The sequence below is a fragment of the Streptomyces xanthochromogenes genome, assembly GCF_014650455.1.
In the GTDB taxonomy this organism is placed as follows: domain Bacteria; phylum Actinomycetota; class Actinomycetes; order Streptomycetales; family Streptomycetaceae; genus Streptomyces; species Streptomyces xanthochromogenes.
In genome coordinates, this window is sequence record NZ_BMUZ01000015.1 from 96642 (window position 1) to 114481 (window position 17840).

The window sequence follows — 17840 nt, forward strand, 5'->3', positions numbered from 1 at the left end:
GCAGAGCGAAGGGGCGCCCGGTCAACTTCCTTGACCGGGCGCCCCTTTGGGCACGTCAGGGGCGTCAGATCTTCTGCCGGCCCGTGTTGTAGAGCGACGCGGTCAGCTTGGCGGCGTCGTCCTGGCTGGCGCCGCCACCGGTGGCGGCCTTGCCCAGGTCCATCAGGATCACCACGCCGTACGTGCTGTAGTCGGCCCACACGCACGCCGGGGCCGTGAACTCCTTGGGGCCCTTCTCGGCCGTGCCGTCGGAGGCGGTGTTGGTGAACTTCATGTCCTGGCACTTCATCAGCGCGCCCTTGAACCCGGCCGGCTTGACGAGCTTGGCCGTGCCGACGAGTTCGACCTTGAGGACCTTGCTCTGGTTGGTGTTGTCCTTGGCGCTCTGGAACGAGGCGTCGATGACCTTCGCCGGGTCGCTGATCTCACCCCAGTAGGCCTCGGCCTGGAGCGTCTTGGCGGTCAGCGGGTTCTTCTGGGCGTCGCCGGAGTCGTACTGGGCGCCGATCTGCTGCGGGTTCTTGACGCCGGCGGCCTCGGCCTTCTTCTTCTGCTCGGCCGTCATCGGAGCCGTCTGGTCGCCCTGGGCGGACTTCTTGTAGTCGTCGACCGCGGCGGGCAGGACGACCTTGTAGCCCTTGGTGTCGGCCGACACGTCGCCGTTGCTGGCGCCGCCCTTGGTGAGGAACCACACGCCGCCGCCGATGACCGCGAGAGCCACGACGACCGAGGCGACGATGAGGCCGGTCTTCTTCTTCGGCGCCGGGGGCACGGGCTGCATCGGGCCGCCGTAAGGAGGCTGCTGGCCGTACGGGGGCTGTTGGGGCGGCTGCCCGTACGGGCCGGGCTGCTGCGCCTGCTGCTGCGGGTAGCCGTAGGGCTGCTGCGGCGGCTGCTGGCCGTACGGGCCCGGCTGCTGCGGGGGCACGCCCTGCGGCGCCTGCTGCGGGTAGCCGTACCCGGGCTGCGGCTGACCGGACTGCGGCTGGCCGGGCTGCCCGTAGGGCTGCTGCGGGGGCTGCTGGCCGTACGGACCGGGCTGCTGGGGCTGCTGGCCGCCGTACGGGCCCGGCTGGTTGTAGCTCATTGGTGGGTTCCCCCTAGGAATGCTTATCCGATCCGGACATCCTGGCCGAAGGGGCGCCGACGCGGTGCATCGGGGGGCCCACCGTTACGAAAACTTCCCGTTTCAGTACGGGCCGGTGACACCCCTAAACTGGCCCGGTGACCGAGAACACTCAGCAGCAGAATCCAGCGCCCATCACCGAACTGCCGACCCAGTACGCGCCGGCCGAGGTAGAGGGGAAGCTGTACGAGCGCTGGGTAGAGCGCGGTTACTTCACCGCCGACGCGGAGTCCGACAAGGACCCGTACACCATCGTCATCCCGCCGCCGAACGTCACGGGCGCGCTGCACCTGGGGCACGCCTTCCAGGTCACGCTCATGGACGCGCTGACCCGCCGCAAGCGGATGCAGGGCTACGAGACGCTGTGGCTGCCCGGCATGGACCACGCGGGCATCGCCACGCAGAACAAGGTCGAGCAGCAGCTCGCCGAGGAGGGCAAGTCCCGCCAGGACCTCGGCCGGGAGGCGTTCACCGAGCGCGTCTGGCAGTGGAAGGGCGAGTACGGCGGCCGCATCCTCGGCCAGCTCAGGCGGCTCGGCGCGGGCCTCGACTGGTCCCGCGAGCGGTTCACCATGGACGAGGGCCTGTCCAAGGCGGTCCAGACCATCTTCAAGAACCTGTACGACGACGAGCTGATCTACCGGGCCGAGCGCATCATCAACTGGTGCCCGCGCTGTCTGACCGCCATCTCGGACATCGAGGTGGAGTACCAGGAGGACCCGGGCGAGCTCGTCTCGCTGAAGTACGGCGAGGGGGACGACACCCTGGTCGTCGCCACCACGCGCGCCGAGACGATGCTGGGCGACACCGCGATCGCCGTCCACCCGGACGACGAGCGCTACCGGCACCTGGTCGGCAAGCTCATCAAGCTGCCGCTGACCGACCGTTCCATCCCGGTCGTCGCGGACGCGCATGTCGACCCCGAGTTCGGCACCGGCTGCGTCAAGGTGACCCCGGCGCACGACCCGAACGACTTCGCCATCGGGCAGCGGCACAACCTCGAATCGATCACGGTCATGGACGAGCGCGGGGTCATCACGGTCCCCGGCCCCTTCCAGGGCCTGGACCGCTACGAGGCCCGTTCGGCGATCGTCGGCGCGCTCAAGGAGCAGGGCCGCATCGTCGCCGAGAAGCGCCCCTACATGCACTCGGTCGGCCACTGCTCGCGCTGCAAGACCACCGTCGAGCCGCGCCTCTCGATGCAGTGGTGGGTCAAGGTCGGCCCGCTCGCACAGGCCGCCGGTGACGCGGTCCGCGACGGCCGGGTCAAGATCCACCCCGAGGACATGTCGAAGCGGTACTTCGACTGGGTCGACAACATGCACGACTGGTGCATCTCGCGCCAGCTGTGGTGGGGCCACCGCATCCCGATCTGGTACGGCCCCGAGGGCCAGGTCGTCTGCGTCGGTCCCGACGACGAGGTGCCCACGGGCGAGGGCTGGCACCAGGACCCCGACGTCCTGGACACCTGGTTCTCCTCCGGCCTGTGGCCGTTCTCCACGCTCGGCTGGCCGGAGCGGACCGCCGACCTGGAGAAGTTCTACTCGACCGACGTCCTGCTCACCGGCCACGACATCATCTTCTTCTGGGTCGCCCGGATGATGATGTTCGGCCTGTACGCGATGGACGGCGAAGTCCCGTTCAAGACGGTCGCGTTGACCGGTCTGGTCCGGGACGAGTTCGGCAAGAAGATGTCGAAGTCCAACCCGAACGCGGTCGACCCGCTGGACTGGATGGACAACTACGGCTCGGACGCGGTCCGTTTCACCCTCGCCAAGGGCGCCAACCCTGGCGCGGACGTGCCGATCGGCGAGGACTGGGTCCAGGCGTCCCGCAACTTCGCCAACAAGATCTGGAACGCGACGCGCTTCGCGCTCATGAACGGCGCGACCGTCGAGGGCGAACTCCCGCCCGTGGAGCAGCTGTCGGCGACCGACCGCTGGATTCTGTCGCGGCTCAACAAGACCGTGGCCGAGGTCGACGCGTACTACGAGGACTACCAGTTCGCCAAGCTCAGCGAGGCGCTCTACCACTTCGCGTGGGACGAGGTCTTCGACTGGTACGTCGAGCTGTCGAAGACCACGTTCTTCGCGGGCGGCGAGCAGGCCAAGGTCTCCGGCCGGGTCCTGGGCGAGGTCCTCGACGTCATGCTGCGGGTCCTGCACCCGGTCGTCCCGTTCGTCACCGACACCCTGTGGACGACGCTGACGGGCGGCGAGTCCCTCGTGATCGCCGACTGGCCGCGCGACAGCGGCTTCCGCGACGAGGCCGCCGAGCGCGAGATCGAGCTGGTCCAGCAGGTCGTCACCGAGGTCCGCCGCTTCCGTTCCGACCAGGGCCTCCAGCCCGGCCAGAAGGTCCCGGCCGAGCTCACCCTGACCGGCACCGCGCTGGCGCCGCACGAGGCGGCCATCCGTCAGCTGCTGCGCCTCCAGCCGGCCGGCGAGGGCTTCCACGCCACCGCCTCGCTGCCGGTCGCGGGCGCCACGGTCGCGCTCGACCTGTCGGGCACGATCGACGTCGAGGCCGAGCGCAAGCGCCTGACCAAGGACCTCGGCGCGGCCGAGAAGGAGAAGGCGGACGCCAACAAGAAGCTCGGCAACGAGGCCTTCCTCGCGAAGGCACCGGACAACGTGGTCGACAAGATCCGGACCCGGCTCGCCAAGGCCGAGGCCGACATCGAGCGCATCAGCAACCAGATCGCGGGCCTGCCCCAGGCCTGATCCGGACGCCGTACGGAGACGAGGAAGGCCCCCGGGACCCGGTCCCGGGGGCCTTCCCCTGTGCGCGTTCAGAACAGCCGGTCGCCGAACTCCGCCCACACCAGCGCCGCCACGACCGCGTACATCGCCAGCGGCACCAGCCAGTGCGGCACCACCCGGCGCACCCAGGAGCGGGGCCGGGCGACCTGCCGGGTGACGTACCAGAACAGCGGGATCATCACCGCCCAGACCAGCAGGCACCACGGGCACAGCGCGCCGATGACGTACAGGCACTGGCCGATCAGCCAGACCGTGAAGGCGAAGCCCGCCGTGACGCCGGCCCACACACCGAGCCACAGCCACCGCGGGAACGCGGCGCCGGCGACCAGGGCGAGCCCGAGTGCCGCGAGGGCCGCGAACGCGCCCACGCCGAGCAGCATGTTGGGGAAGCCGAGCAGATTGCCCTGCCACGTGTCCATCACGTCGCCGCAGCTGAGCACCGCGTTGATGTTGCAGCCGGGGGAGAAGGCCGGGTTCTCCAGGGTGTGGATGCGGTCCGCGGTCAGGACCGCGGAGGCGAGGGTGCCGAGCAGTCCGCCGACCAGCAGGAGCAGACCGGTGCCGCGCGCGGAACGGCTGGGGGAGGGGGCAGGCATGGACACCACGCTAGGGAAACGGACGGCCGGGAGGGCAGGGTCCAACGGACAGGACCCACGTGCGACATATCACTAAATTTGGGCCGTTCGGCTCGGGCGTTCGGGCCCAAAGACCTTGGATGATGGAGGGCATGCAGACCCCGCCCTCCCCCTCCGCGCCGCGGCGCGCGCTGGCGGCGGCGCGTGCCGCGAGCACGCGCTGGGTGGGCGAGGAGCGCGCTCTGGACGTGCTGATCGCGCTGAGCTGCTTCGGTCTGATGGTCCTGGACGTGCCGGGCCTGGCCAAGGCCGACAACTCCCTCAACAGTTACACCGCCCCGCCCGTGCTGGCGCTCGGCGCGGCGACCCTGTTCTTCCGGCGCCGCTGGCCGTGGCTGCCGTATCTGGTCTCGCTGCTCTTCCTCGGCTGGCTGCACCAGCTGAACCTGGTCCAGTTCGCGCTGTACTCCGTCGGCCGCTTCCGGGGCCGGCGCGCGGGCGTCCTCGCCACCATCGGGTACATCGCGGTGGCGTACGTCCTGTTCAACCTGCCGGGCTGGCCCGACACCCGGGGCGAGACGCTCAGTTCGTTCCTGGCGATCGTGGTGCCGGTGGGGGTGCTCGCCTCCGGCGTCGGCATCTCCGCCTACCGGCACGACCTCGTCCACGAGCTGGAGGCCCAACGGGCCGAGACCGCGGCCCTGCAGGCGGTGCAGGCCGAGCGCGTGTCGGTGGCCCGGGACGTGCACGACATGGTGGGCCGGGAGCTGACGATGCTCGCGGTGCGCTCCGAGGTGCTCGCGATGCGGGCCAGGAACGAGCCGCACCACAAGGACTTCGAGGAGCTCGCCGATACCGCGCGCCGGGCCCACCTCATGCTGAACGAGATCATCGTGCGGCGCGCGGACGAACGCACCGCGACCCCCGGCATCGAGGGGCTGCCCGCGCTGGCCGAGGAGAGCCGGAGCGCGGGCACCCCGGTCGGCCTCGACATAGAAGAGGCCGCGCACCGGCTGTCGCCGCTGCGGCAGGCGGCCGTCTACCGGGTCGTCCAGGAGTGCCTGACCAACTCGGTCAAGCACGCACAGGGGGAGCCGGTCGCGGTGACGATCCGGCTCCTGGGCGGCCACCTCGTGGTGACCGTGCAGAACCCGCTGCCGCGCTCGGCCCCGATGAAGGACCCGGTCTCCACGGGGACCGGCACCTTCTCGATGCGGGAGCGGGTGGAGAGCATGGGCGGCTCGCTCGCCACGACCCGTACCGACACCACCTACGAGGTACGGGCCACGCTTCCGGCGGGCACGGTCGGCTGACGCCGCCGCCCGGCGGCACCGGGCCCGGCGGCCCGTGCGCCTCCGCTCGGCGGGACCCAGCGGCGGCCCGTGCGGCCTCCGCCCGGCGGGGCGCCGTCCGGGCCTAGGTGCCGACGAGCAGCTTCTGCAACTGGTCGAAGTCCTCCACGCACTTGCCCGAGCCGAGCGCCACGCAGTCCAGCGGGTTGTCGGCCACGAACACCGGGATGCCGGTCGCCGACGCCATCCGCAGATCGAGGCCCGGCAGCAGGGCGCCGCCGCCGGTCAGCACGATGCCGTGCTCCATCACATCGCCGGACAGCTCCGGCGGGCACTCCTCCAGGGTGACCTTCACCGCCGCGATGATCGACTCGACGGGCTCGTCGAGCGCGGCCCGCACCTCCCGGGCGGTCAGCGACAGCGTCTTGGGCAGCCCGCCCACCTTCTCGCGGCCCCGGATCGTGAAGGCCCGCTCCTCCAGCTCCTCGTCGCCCGGCACCGGCCACGCCGACCCGATGGCGCACTTGACGTCCTCGGCGGTGCGCTCGCCGATCAGCAGCGAGTGCTCCTTGCGCACGTAATCGGTGATCGCGGTGTCCAGGCGGTCGCCGCCCACCCGCAGGGACTGCGCGGTCACGATGCCGCCGAGCGAGATCACCGCGACCTCGGTGGTGCCGCCGCCGATGTCCACCACCATCGAGCCGCGCGGCTCCGCGACCGGAAGCCCGGCCCCGATCGCCGCCGCCATGGGCTCCTCGATGAGGTGCACGGCCTTCGCGCCGGAGCGCTGGGCGGCGTGCACGATCGCGCGCCGCTCCACCGGGGTCACCCCGCTCGGCACGCACACCACCATGCGGGTGCGCGGACGGCGGCCCGGCACCGCCTTCTTCACGAAGTGCCGGATCATTTCCTCCGCGGCCTCGTAGTCGCTGATCACGCCGTCCCGCAGCGGCCGGATCGCGGTGATCGAACCGGGGGTGCGGCCGATGGTCTCCTTGGCCTCCGTGCCGACGGCGAGGGCCGTGCGGCCGCCCTCCTTCATCGCCACCACGGACGGCTCGTTGAGCACGATGCCCTGCCCCCTGGCGTACAGAAGCGTGTTGGCGGTGCCGAGGTCGATCCCTATGTCCATGATCGCCAAGTTTGCCCGGACGGCCCGGGGGACCCGGGGGCCGAACGTCCCGAAAGGGGCGGGTCCAAGGTCCTGTCGGTACCCCTCCGTAGACTGGTCCCGTGACCGAGCAGCCCGACCGCAGTGAAGCCGATGACTTCGACGGAATCGTCGAAGCCGAGACCAACAGAGACCCCGACCTGGCGGTGATCGAGGCCGGCAGCCGCACCCTGCGCACCCACGGCGTCCAGCCCCAGGGCGAAGCCGTGCCGGGCCGCCCGGCCGACCCCGAGGTGGACGCGGCGCTGCGCGCGGTCGAGACCGAGCTGGCGGGCCGCTGGGGCGAGACCAAGCTGGAGCCGTCCGTCACCCGGATCGCCGCCCTGATGGACGTCCTCGGGGAGCCGCAGCGCGCCTACCCGACGATCCACATCACCGGCACCAACGGCAAGACCTCCACCGCCCGCATGATCGAGGCCCTGCTCGGCGCCTTCGAGCTGCGCACCGGGCGCTACACCTCCCCGCACATCCAGTCGATCACCGAGCGGATCAGCCTGGACGGCCTGCCGATCCCGGCCGAGCGCTTCATCGAGACGTACGAGGACATCAAGCCGTACGTCGAGATGGTCGACGCCCAGGAGGAGTTCCGGCTCTCCTTCTTCGAGGTCCTCACCGGCATGGCGTACGCGGCCTTCGCGGACGCCCCGGTGGACGTCGCCGTCGTCGAGGTCGGCATGGGCGGCACCTGGGACGCGACGAACGTCATCGACGCGGGCGTCGCCGTCGTGACCCCCATCGACCTGGACCACACCGACCGCCTGGGCAACACGACCGCCGAGATCGCCACGGAGAAGTCCGGGATCATCAAGCAGGACGCGACCGTGATCCTCGCCCAGCAGCCGGTGGACGCGGCGCAGGTCATGCTGAAGAAGGCCGTCGAGAGGGACGCGACCGTGGCCCGCGAGGGCATGGAGTTCGGCATCGTGGCCCGCGAGGTCGCCGTCGGCGGCCAGCTCCTGACGCTGCGGGGCCTGGGCGGCGAGTACGAGGACGTCTTCCTGCCTTTGTACGGCGCCCACCAGGCGCACAACGCGGCCGTCGCGCTCGCCGCCGTCGAGGCGTTCTTCGGCGTCGGCTCGCAGCAGCCGGGGCCGCTCGACATCGACACGGTCCGCAAGGCGTTCGCCTCCGTCGTCTCGCCCGGCCGCCTGGAGGTCGTGCGCCGCTCGCCGACCGTGGTCCTGGACGCCGCACACAACCCGGCGGGGGCCCGGGCGACGGCGGACGGCCTGACCGAGGCGTTCGGCTTCTCGCGTCTGATCGGTGTCGTCGCCGCCAGCGCCGACAAGGACGTCAAGGGGCTGCTCGAAGCGTTCGAGCCGGTCCTCGCCGAGGTCGTGGTCACGGCCAACGCCTCCATGCGCTCCATGGACGTGGACGAGCTGGCCGCGCTCGCCGTCGAGGTCTTCGGCGACGAGCGGGTCGTGGTCGAGCCCCGACTGGACGACGCCATCGAGGCCGCCATCACCCTGGCCGAGGAGGAGGACGAGTACGCGGGCGCGGGCGTCCTCGTCACCGGCTCCGTGTTCACGGTCGGCGACGCCCGGCTGCTGCTGAAGAGGGGCTGACCCGATGCGTACGCTCTGCGCGTCCACCCTGATCGGTGAATTCTTCGTGATCGCCTTCGCGGGCCTGGTCGCCATGAAGGACCCCGACCTCGCCACCACCACCGTGTGGACGGTGTGCGGCATCGGCATGCTGCTCTCGGTGCTGCTCTGCGGGATGCTCGGCCGGCGCGGCGGCGTCGAGCTCGGCTGGGCGCTCCAGATCGCCCTGATCGCGAGTGGGTTCGCCGTGCCGCTGATGTTCTTCATGGGCGTGCTGTTCGCGGCCCTGTGGTGGGCCTCGGTCCACTACGGCCGCAAGATCGACGAGGCGAAGGCGAGATTCGCGGCCCAGGCCGAAGCCCAGGCACAGCCACAGGCCTAGGAAGCGGTGGCGGGACCGGGTGTCGGGCCTTCGGCTACACCCGGTAATCTCGGCGGACCGCACACGTTTGCCAAGGAGCCGCACACCATGACGCAGCGCACCCTCGTCCTCCTCAAGCCGGACGCCGTCCGCCGCTCGCTGGTCGGGGAGATCATCGGCCGCATCGAGCGCAAGGCCGGCTGGCAGATCACCGCCCTTGAGCTGCGCACCCTGGATCAGGACACCCTGGAGCAGCACTACGGCGAGCACAAGGGCAAGCCTTTCTACGAGCCGCTCGTGGAGTTCATGTCCTCGGGTCCGGTCGTCGCCCTGGTCGTCGAGGGTGAGCGCGTCATCGAGGGCGTACGCCAGTTGGCGGGTCCCACCGACCCGATCGCCGCGGCCCCCGGCTCCATCCGTGGCGACTTCGGCACCATCGTCCGGGAAAATCTCATCCACGCCTCGGACTCCGAGGAGTCCGCGGAGCGAGAACTGAAGATTTTCTTCCCGGGCCGCGACTGACCCATTTACTGACGCAATGTCAGCCATATAGCGCTCACTACCTGGGGCGACCGAAGGAATTTCGGTCGTCCCCGGGCATATGCGGGGCGACTTCGGGAACGCATCGCCCCGACACGACGTCACCAATACTGAGGTGGACCACCGCGCCGTGTCCGTGCAGGCCGGACTACGATGGGCCCTCACGCTCAACGCACCCACCTCGCCGACCTGAGAAGCCGTCAACGCTCGATTAGGGAAGGCCGGACGCATCCTCATGGGGAGCAACAAAATGTCGTTCATCGGCCGTGACATGGCTGTCGACCTCGGGACCGCCAACACGCTGGTGTACGTCAGGGGCCGCGGAATCGTCCTGAACGAGCCGTCCGTCGTCGCCATCAACACCAACACCGGCGGCATCCTTGCGGTCGGCGCGGAAGCCAAGAAGATGATCGGCCGTACGCCGGGCAACATCGTTGCCGTACGGCCGCTGAAGGACGGCGTGATCGCCGACTTCGAAATCACCGAGCGGATGCTCCGCTACTTCATCCTGAAGATCCACAAGCGCCGGTACCTGGCCCGCCCGCGCGTCGTGGTCTGTGTGCCCTCGGGCATCACAGGAGTCGAGCGCCGCGCCGTCATCGAGGCCTCGACCCAGGCGGGCGCCCGTCAGGTGCACATCATCGAGGAGCCCATGGCCGCGGCCATCGGCTCGGGTCTGCCGGTCCACGAGGCCACCGGCAACATGGTCGTCGACATCGGCGGCGGCACCACCGAGGTCGCCGTGATCTCGCTCGGCGGAATCGTCACGGCCCAGTCGATCCGGGTCGCCGGCGACGAGCTCGACAACGCGATCATCCAGCACATCAAGAAGGAGTACTCGCTCCTCCTCGGTGAGCGGACCGCGGAACAGATCAAGATCACGATCGGTTCCGCGTACGACCTCGACAAGGACGAGCACACCGAGATCCGCGGCCGCGACCTCGTCTCCGGGCTGCCGAAGACCGTCGTGATCTCCGCCGCCGAGGTGCGCAAGGCGATCGAGGAACCCGTCAACGCGATCGTGGACGCCGTCAAGACGACCCTCGACAAGTGCCCGCCGGAGCTCTCCGGCGACATCATGGACCGCGGCATCGTGCTGACCGGCGGCGGCGCCCTGCTGCGCGGCCTGGACGAGCGGCTGCGCCGCGAGACCGGCATGCCGATCCACATCGCCGAGGACCCGCTGGACTCGGTCGCCCTCGGGTCCGGCAAGTGCGTGGAGGAGTTCGAAGCACTCCAGCAGGTGCTCGACGCACAGCCCCGCCGATAGCCCCACGGGGCCTGCTGTCCGCCGTATGGGTCACTGCCAACCCGTACGGCGGATCGTTGATATACAGATCGAAGAGATCTTGTAGATCACCCACATTCCTACGAGGAAGGCACGGCCGCCGCACGTGAGGGACACACGAGAGAGCCGGCTGCTCCTGGTACTTCTGATCGCCGTGGCGTTCGCGCTGATCACGGTGGACATCAGAGGCGGGGCGAATTCACCGGTGGACGGCGCCCGGCAGGCCGCCGCCGCCGTCTTCGGGCCGGTGGAGAACGGGGTCGCGGCCGCGGTCGACCCGGTCGGCAACGCGATCGGCGCGGTGCGCGACTCCGGCAAGCGCCACGACAGGATCTCCACCCTGCAGGCCGAGAACGAGGCCCTCAAGCAGCGGCTCGGCAGCGACGCCCGCAACCGCAGCCGCCTGAACCAGCTCGACGCGATGCTGAAGACCGCCGGCGAGGGCCAGTACGGCATCAAGGCCGCCCAGGTCGTCGCCATAGGAGCGGCCCAGGGCTTCTCCTGGACGGTCACCATCGACGCCGGGTCCAACGACGGCATCAAGCGCGACATGACGGTCCTCAACGGCGACGGCCTGGTCGGCCGGGTCACCACCGTCGGCCCCTCCACCTCGACCGTGCTGCTCGCCAACGACCCCGACTTCACCGTCGGCACCCGCATGGAGAGCAGCGACGAGCTGGGCTTCGCCACCGGGCACGGCGACCGGCCGCTGTCGGTCCAGCTCCTCAACGGCAAGGCCAAGGTCAACCCCGGCGACCGCCTGGTGACCTTCGGCTCGCAGGCCGACAAGCCGTTCGTCCCGGGCGTCCCCGTCGGCGAGGTCGTCAAGGTCGACCCGTCGGGCGGCGACCTCACGCGCACCATCTACGTACGCCCCTACGTCGGGTTCACCAAGCTCGACATCGTCGGCGTCGTCGTCCAGGCTCCGCGCACCGACCCGCGCGACCAGGTGCTGCCCGCCAAGCCCAAGCCGACGCCGGTCCCGACGGTCACCGTCACGGCCACCCCGTCCGGGAACCCGACCCCGAACGGCCTGGCCAACAACGAGATCGCCGACCCGAACGCGAACGCCAACGGCAACCCCGACCCGAACGCGAAGCCGAACCCGCCCGCCGGCCAGGCCAACCCCCCGGCCGGCCAGGCCAACCCTCCGAACGGGAACGCCAACCCTCCGAACGGGAACGCCAATCCGAATCCCAACAACGGTGATCCGAACGGCCAAGGCAACGCCAACGCCGACGGCGAGCAGTAGGAGCTGATCCAGATGCGTGTCAACAGGGTCATCCTCTCCGCCGCCCTGGTCGTCATCGCCCTCGTCATCCAGGTGAGCGTCCTCGCCCGCCTCCAACTGCCCGGCGCCGTACCGGACCTGGTGCTCCTGACCGTGCTGGGCCTGGCCCTGGTCTACGGCCACCTCGGCGGCGCCTTCGTCGGATTCGGCGCGGGCCTGCTCACCGACCTCGCCCCGCCCGCCGACCACGCCGCCGGGCGCTACGCCCTCGTGCTGTGCGTGATCGGCTACCTCGCGGGGCTCGCCAAGCCCGACCACGGACGGCTGCGCACCGCGGCCGGGCCGATGCTGGTCGTCGTCGGCGCGGCCATCGGCTCGACGCTGCTCTACGCCACGGTCGGCGCCCTGGTGGGAGACACCGCGGCCCGCCATGTCGGCCTGCCCAGCCTGCTGTTCACGGCCGCCGTCTACGACCTGCTGCTCGCGCCGTTCACGGTGCCGCTGATCATGGCGATCGCCCGACGGGCCGAGAACGATCCCCTCGGCGAGACCGCGGGCGGCGCGGGCTCCAAGAGCAACATCACCGCCGGCTGGTTCGCCGGGGGCACCGGCCTGCGCGTCGGCGGCCAGCGCGGTGGCCTGCGGGTCAAGGCCGCCCGGAACAGAGCGGCCCGCGCCGGCCGCATCAAGGGCGTCAAGCGTCTGTGAACCAGGGGGTCGTCAAGGCATGAGCAACATTCCCGAGACCGGCCGCACCCCCCGGGTGCAGATCCGGCTCGTCATCATCCAGGTCCTGGTCTTCTCGCTGCTGCTCACGCTGGGCGGACGTCTGTGGTACCTGCAGATCCGCAACGGCCAGGAGTACGAGGACGAGGCCAAGAACAACCACGTCCAGCAGGTCGTGCAGCCCGCGGTGCGCGGCTCGATCCTGGACGCCCGGGGCGTGCCGCTGGCCGACAACGAGACCCGCCTGGTGGTGTCCGCCTCGCGCACCGACCTGTCGAAGATGCCCGACCGGGGCAAGGCCGTCCTGACCCGGCTCGCCGGCGTGCTCGGCATGAAGCCGCAGGACGTCATGGACAAGGTCAGGCTCTGTGACGCCAAGACCCCCAAGCCCTGCTGGAACGGCTCGCCGTACCAGCCGATCCCGGTGACGGACAAGGCGACCACCCAGCAGGCCCTGCAGATCCGCGAGCGCTCCGAGGACTTCCCCGGCGTCACCGCCGACCCCACGGCCGTGCGCCGCTACCCGGCGCCCGGCAAGTCCAACACCGCCCAGGTGCTCGGCTACCTCTCGCCCGTCACCGACGACGAGATCACCAAGGCGAAGGACACCGACTCGCCCTACCTGCGCTCCGACCAGGTGGGCCGCTCGGGCGTGGAGCGCACGTACGACAAGCAGCTGCGCGGCAAGGCCGGTGTGACCCGGTACGAGGTCGACAACCTCGGGCGGGTCATCGGACAGGCCCAGAGCGACAAGGCGCAGCCCGGCGCGAACGTCGTCACGTCGATAGACGCACGCGTGCAGGCGGTCGCCGAGTACGAGCTCGACTACGCGATGAAGGAGGCCCGCCAGCAGTTCGACAAGATCACCAACGAGAACTACAAGGCGGACTCCGGCGCGGTCGTGGTCATGGAGGCCAAGACCGGCCGCATCGTCGCGATGGCCTCGGCGCCCACCTACGACCCCAACGTGTGGGTCGGCGGCATCTCCGGCAAGGACTACCAGGCACTCACCGGCAAGGACAGCGACTACCCGTTGCTGAACCGGGCCATACAGGGTCAGGCCGCACCCGGTTCGACGTTCAAGGTGGTCTCCACGGCCGCCGCGGTCGAGGCCGGCTACAAGTGGGACGGTGGCTACCCCTGCACCAGCTCGTACTCCGTGGGCGGGCAGGTCTTCAAGAACTTCGAGGGTGAGAGCTTCGGCCCGATCTCGCTCGGCCGGGCCCTGGAGGTCTCCTGCGACACCGTCTTCTACGGGCTCGCCGACAACGAGTGGAAGAAGGACGGCGGGATCAACCCGAAGAAGGGCCAGCCCAAGGACTACTTCTACAAGGCCGCCCACCAGTTCGGCCTCGGCAAGGTCACCGGCGTGGACCTGCCCAACGAGGTCACCGGCCGCGTCCCGGACCGGCAGTGGAAGGAAGCCCTCTTCGCGTCCATGAAGGACAGCTGGTGCAAGACCGGCAAGAAGGACGGCACCTACGTCGAGAAGATCGCGTACGAGAACTGCCTCGAAGGCAACAAGATGCGCGAGGGCGACTCGATCAACTACTCCATCGGCCAGGGCGACACCCTCGTCACGCCGATCCAGGAGGCCATGATCTACGGGGCGATCGCCAACGGCGGCACCATGCACGCCCCGACCATCGGCAAGGCGATCATCAGCGCCGATGGCAAGTCCGTGCAGGAGATCAAGCCGAAGGTCAACGGCAGGCTGCCGGTCACCCAGGCCACCCTCGACGGCTTCAACAAGGCCCTCGCGGGCGTCGTCACCAGCGGTACCGCCGCCTGGAAGTTCCAGGGCTGGCCGCAGGACAAGATCGAGCTGCACGCCAAGACCGGCACCGCCGAGGTCTACGGCAAGCAGACCACCTCCTGGCTCGCCACGTACTCCAAGGACTACACGGTCGTCATGACGATCGCCCAGGCCGGTACGGGTTCCGGTGCCTCCGGTGAGGCCGTGCGCAAGATCTACGAGGCGATGTACGGCATCGACGACGCCGGCCACCAGGACCTCAAGCGCGCCATGCTCCCCGAGCCCGAGCAGTCCCTGCCCAAGATCCAGCCCGACGGCTCCATCGACGCGCCGAGCGTCGCCGCCTACGACCCGAACGCGGGCAAGACCAAGGACAAGCAGCAGCCCGACGGGCAGCAGCCCAACGGCCAGCCGCAGCCCGCCAACAGCCCGGCGACCAACGTCGACAACCGCAACCCGCGGAGGGACTAGCGCCATGGCAGGTTTCTCCGTCCCGCGCTACGCCCCCAAGGAGCGCGGCGCCTTCGCCAAGCTGACGGCACGTGACTCGGTGGTGCGCCGGCTCGACTGGCCGCTGCTGCTCGCGGCCCTCGCGCTCTGCTTCATCGGCTCGCTCCTGGTGTGGTCCGCCACCCGCAACCGCACCAACATCAACCAGGGCGACCCGTACTACTTCCTGATCCGGCACGCCATGAACGCCGGCATCGGGCTCTGCCTGATGGTCGGCACCATCTGGCTCGGCCACCGCACCCTGCGCGGCGCGGTGCCCATCCTGTACGGGCTCTCCATCCTGCTGCTGCTCGCGGTGCTCTCGCCGCTCGGCGCCACCGTCAACGGCGCACACTCCTGGATCGTGCTCGGCGGCGGATTCTCCCTCCAGCCCTCCGAGTTCGCGAAGATCGCGATCATCCTGTGCATGGCGATGCTGCTCGCCGCCCGCGTCGACGCAGGTGACCAGCCGCACCCCGACCACCGCACCGTGATGAAGGCCCTGGGCCTCGCGACGATCCCGATCGGCTGCATCATGCTGATGCCCGACCTCGGCTCCACGATGGTCATCGTGGTGATCATCCTCGGCGTGCTGCTCTCCTCCGGCGCCTCCAACCGCTGGATCTTCGGGCTGCTCGGCGCGGGCGTGGTCGGCGCGGTCCTCGTCGCCGCCCTCGGAATACTGGACAAGTACCAGATCAACCGCTTCGCGGCCTTCGCCAACCCGAACCTCGACCCGGCCGGCGTCGGCTACAACACCGGCCAGGCCAGGATCGCGATCGGCTCCGGCGGCCTGACCGGCACCGGGCTCTTCAAGGGCTCCCAGACCACCGGCCAGTTCGTGCCCGAGCAGCAGACGGACTTCGTCTTCACGGTCGCCGGAGAGGAACTCGGCTTCGTCGGCGCGGGCCTGATCATCGTGCTGATCGGCGTCATCCTGTGGCGGGCCTGCCGCATCGCCCGCGAGACGACCGAGCTGTACGGCACCATCGTCGCCGCCGGCATCATCGCCTGGTTCGCCTTCCAGTCCTTCGAGAACATCGGCATGACGCTCGGCATCATGCCGGTCGCCGGCATCCCGCTGCCCTTCGTCTCGTACGGCGGGTCCTCGATGTTCGCGGTGTGGGTCGCCATAGGGCTGCTCCAGTCGATCCGGGTCCAGCGGCCCATAACGGCATAACGGCACAGCGCTGTGGCGGCACAACGCCACAGCGTGTGACGGTGCCGCGGGGCAGGGCCCCGTTCCGGTCGCGAGACGGCCGGAGCGGGGCCCGTTTCCGTCCGGGGAAGGCCGGACCGGGCCCTGTTCCGTCCGGCCTCGATCGCGTCTAGATTCGGGGCATGGCGGACACGAAGCGCGAGATCGAGCGGAAATTCGAGTTCCCCGCGGCGGACACGGACGCGACCCCGGCCCGGCTCCCCGACCTGACCAGAGTCGCCGGCATCGCCGGCGTCGTCGACCGGGGCGTCGTCGATCTCGACGCCGTCTACTACGACACCCGGGACCTGCGCCTGGACGCCGGCTCGCTCACCCTGCGCCGCAGGACGGGCGGCGCCGACGCGGGATGGCACCTGAAGTTCCCCGTGGCCAAGAACATCCGCGACGAGGTGCGGGCCCCGCTCTCCGACGAACTGCCGCCGGAGCTGTCCGCCCTGCTCCGCTCCCGCGTCCGGGACGGTCAACTCGTCCCCGTGGTACGGCTGTTGTCGTCCCGGGCCGTCTCCCATCTGCTGGCCGACGACGACACGCTGCTCGCCGAGCTCAGCGTCGACACCGTCCGCGCCCAGGGGCTCGTCGAGGACGCCTCCAGCACCGCCTGGACCGAGATCGAGGTCGAGCTCGCCGACGGAGTCCACGACGAGAGCATCCTGGACGGTGTGGAGAAGCACCTGCGCAAGGCCGGCATCCGGCCCTCGGCGAGCGCCTCCAAGCTCGCCCGGGCGCTGCGTGAGACGGCCCCGCCGAAGCCCCGCGAGGACGGCGCCCTCCCGGAGACCGGGCCCGCCGACGGCACAGCGGGCGCCGAAGTGCTCGCCTATCTGCGCCACCAGCGCGACGCCCTCGTCGCCCACGACCCGGCCGTACGCCGCGAACTGCCCGACGCCGTCCACCAGATGCGGGTCGCCACCCGCCGGCTGCGCAGCGCGTTCAAGTCGTACGCCAAGGTGATCGACCGGGCCGCCACCGACCCCGTCGGCGAGGAACTCAAGTGGCTCGCGGGCGAACTCGGCGTCGACCGCGACCGGGAAGTGCTCGCCGGCCGCCTGCGCTCCCACCTGGAGGCCCTGCCCGTCACCCTGCGGCTCGGCCCGGTCCGCGCCCGGCTCCGCATCTGGAGCGCCGACCGCGCCACCGGCGCCCGGCGCCGGACGCTCGCCGTCCTCGACGGCAAGCGCTACCTCGCCCTGCTCGCCGCCCTCGACGCCCTCCTCACCGACCCGCCCCTGCGCCCGGCCGCCGCCCGGCCCGCCGCCGACGTCCTGCCCAGGGCCGTGCTCAAGGACCACCGGCGCCTCGCGGGCCGCATCCGTACCGCGCTCGACCTCGCCCCGGGCCACGAGCGCGACCTCGCTCTGCACGAGGCCCGCAAGGCCGCCAAGCGCACCCGGTACGCCGCCGAGGCCGCGACCCCGGCGCTCGGCAGGCCCGCCAAGAAGTTCGCCCGGCGCGTCAAGGCCCTGCAGAGCCTGCTCGGCGACCACCAGGACAGCGTGGTCGCCCGGGACACCCTGCGGCTCCTGGCCGCCCAGGCGCACGCGGCGGGGGAGTCCGCGTTCACCTGGGGACTGCTGTACGGGCGGGAGGAGGCGGCGGCCGCGCTCGGCGAGCGCCGGCTGCCCGAAGTGTGGGCCCGCGCGTCCCGGGCCGAGCACCTCAGGCGCCTGCGGGCCGCCGGCTCCTGAGCCCCGGGCCGGGGGCGGCCCGATCGTCGTGCGAGGGGGCGACCCGGCTCGCGTTACGCTAGAGAGTCGCCC

At 70.5% G+C, this 17840-nt stretch carries 14 protein-coding genes; 11 read left to right on the top strand and 3 right to left on the bottom strand.

The genetic code is table 11. From position 1 onward, the window contains the following. Positions 1 to 64: 64 nt before the first annotated feature. A complete protein-coding gene (locus IE267_RS32980) occupies positions 65 to 1087 on the bottom strand; it encodes a hypothetical protein (RefSeq protein ID WP_189765678.1) in 1023 nt (340 codons plus the stop codon). 137 nt (positions 1088 to 1224) lie between these two features. Between IE267_RS32980 and IE267_RS32985 the strand changes: the two genes are divergently transcribed. Further along, a complete protein-coding gene (locus IE267_RS32985; RefSeq protein ID WP_167153171.1) occupies positions 1225 to 3849 on the top strand; it encodes a valine--tRNA ligase in 2625 nt (874 codons plus the stop codon). Positions 3850 to 3917: 68 nt separating this feature from the next. Here IE267_RS32985 and IE267_RS32990 read toward each other — a convergent pair whose 3' ends face one another. Then, positions 3918 to 4484, bottom strand: a complete 567-nt coding sequence (locus tag IE267_RS32990) for a vitamin K epoxide reductase family protein (RefSeq protein WP_189765679.1) — start codon at positions 4482 to 4484, stop codon at positions 3918 to 3920. Between the two features lie 131 nt (positions 4485 to 4615). Between IE267_RS32990 and IE267_RS32995 the strand changes: the two genes are divergently transcribed. Next, positions 4616 to 5776 (top strand): sensor histidine kinase, encoded by a 1161-nt coding sequence (locus tag IE267_RS32995; protein WP_189765680.1) that lies wholly within the window; start codon positions 4616 to 4618, stop codon positions 5774 to 5776. 103 nt (positions 5777 to 5879) lie between these two features. Here IE267_RS32995 and IE267_RS33000 read toward each other — a convergent pair whose 3' ends face one another. Continuing rightward, a complete protein-coding gene (locus tag IE267_RS33000) occupies positions 5880 to 6887 on the bottom strand; it encodes a rod shape-determining protein (protein ID WP_167153176.1) in 1008 nt (335 codons plus the stop codon). 101 nt (positions 6888 to 6988) lie between these two features. Between IE267_RS33000 and folC the strand changes: the two genes are divergently transcribed. From folC to IE267_RS33045, 9 genes are all read left to right on the top strand, one after another. Next, entirely contained in the window at positions 6989 to 8494 is a 1506-nt protein-coding gene (gene folC / locus IE267_RS33005; protein ID WP_189765681.1) for a bifunctional tetrahydrofolate synthase/dihydrofolate synthase, read from the top strand. Positions 8495 to 8498: 4 nt separating this feature from the next. Next, complete coding sequence (locus IE267_RS33010) at positions 8499 to 8855, top strand: DUF4233 domain-containing protein (RefSeq protein WP_167153181.1); 357 nt, start codon at positions 8499 to 8501, stop codon at positions 8853 to 8855. Between the two features lie 87 nt (positions 8856 to 8942). Further along, the gene (gene ndk / locus IE267_RS33015) at positions 8943 to 9356 is read left to right on the top strand and encodes a nucleoside-diphosphate kinase (protein ID WP_161244581.1); all 414 of its coding nucleotides are present in this window, start codon (positions 8943 to 8945) and stop codon (positions 9354 to 9356) included. A gap of 268 nt (positions 9357 to 9624) precedes the next feature. Then, entirely contained in the window at positions 9625 to 10644 is a 1020-nt protein-coding gene (locus IE267_RS33020) for a rod shape-determining protein (RefSeq protein WP_053727412.1), read from the top strand. A gap of 124 nt (positions 10645 to 10768) precedes the next feature. Next, entirely contained in the window at positions 10769 to 11914 is a 1146-nt protein-coding gene (gene mreC, locus IE267_RS33025) for a rod shape-determining protein MreC (RefSeq protein WP_189765682.1), read from the top strand. Positions 11915 to 11926: 12 nt separating this feature from the next. Then, positions 11927 to 12601, top strand: coding sequence for a rod shape-determining protein MreD (gene mreD, locus IE267_RS33030; protein WP_189765683.1), 675 nt, complete (start codon positions 11927 to 11929; stop codon positions 12599 to 12601). Between the two features lie 19 nt (positions 12602 to 12620). Further along, on the top strand, positions 12621 to 14846 hold the full coding sequence (mrdA, locus tag IE267_RS33035; RefSeq protein WP_189765684.1) for a penicillin-binding protein 2: 2226 nt from the start codon (positions 12621 to 12623) through the stop codon (positions 14844 to 14846). 4 nt (positions 14847 to 14850) lie between these two features. Further along, positions 14851 to 16044: a rod shape-determining protein RodA gene (rodA, locus tag IE267_RS33040; RefSeq protein WP_161245522.1), complete on the top strand. Its 1194-nt coding sequence runs from the start codon at positions 14851 to 14853 to the stop codon at positions 16042 to 16044. 161 nt (positions 16045 to 16205) lie between these two features. Then, on the top strand, positions 16206 to 17768 hold the full coding sequence (locus IE267_RS33045) for a CYTH and CHAD domain-containing protein (RefSeq protein ID WP_189765685.1): 1563 nt from the start codon (positions 16206 to 16208) through the stop codon (positions 17766 to 17768). The last annotated feature ends 72 nt before the right edge of the window (positions 17769 to 17840 follow it).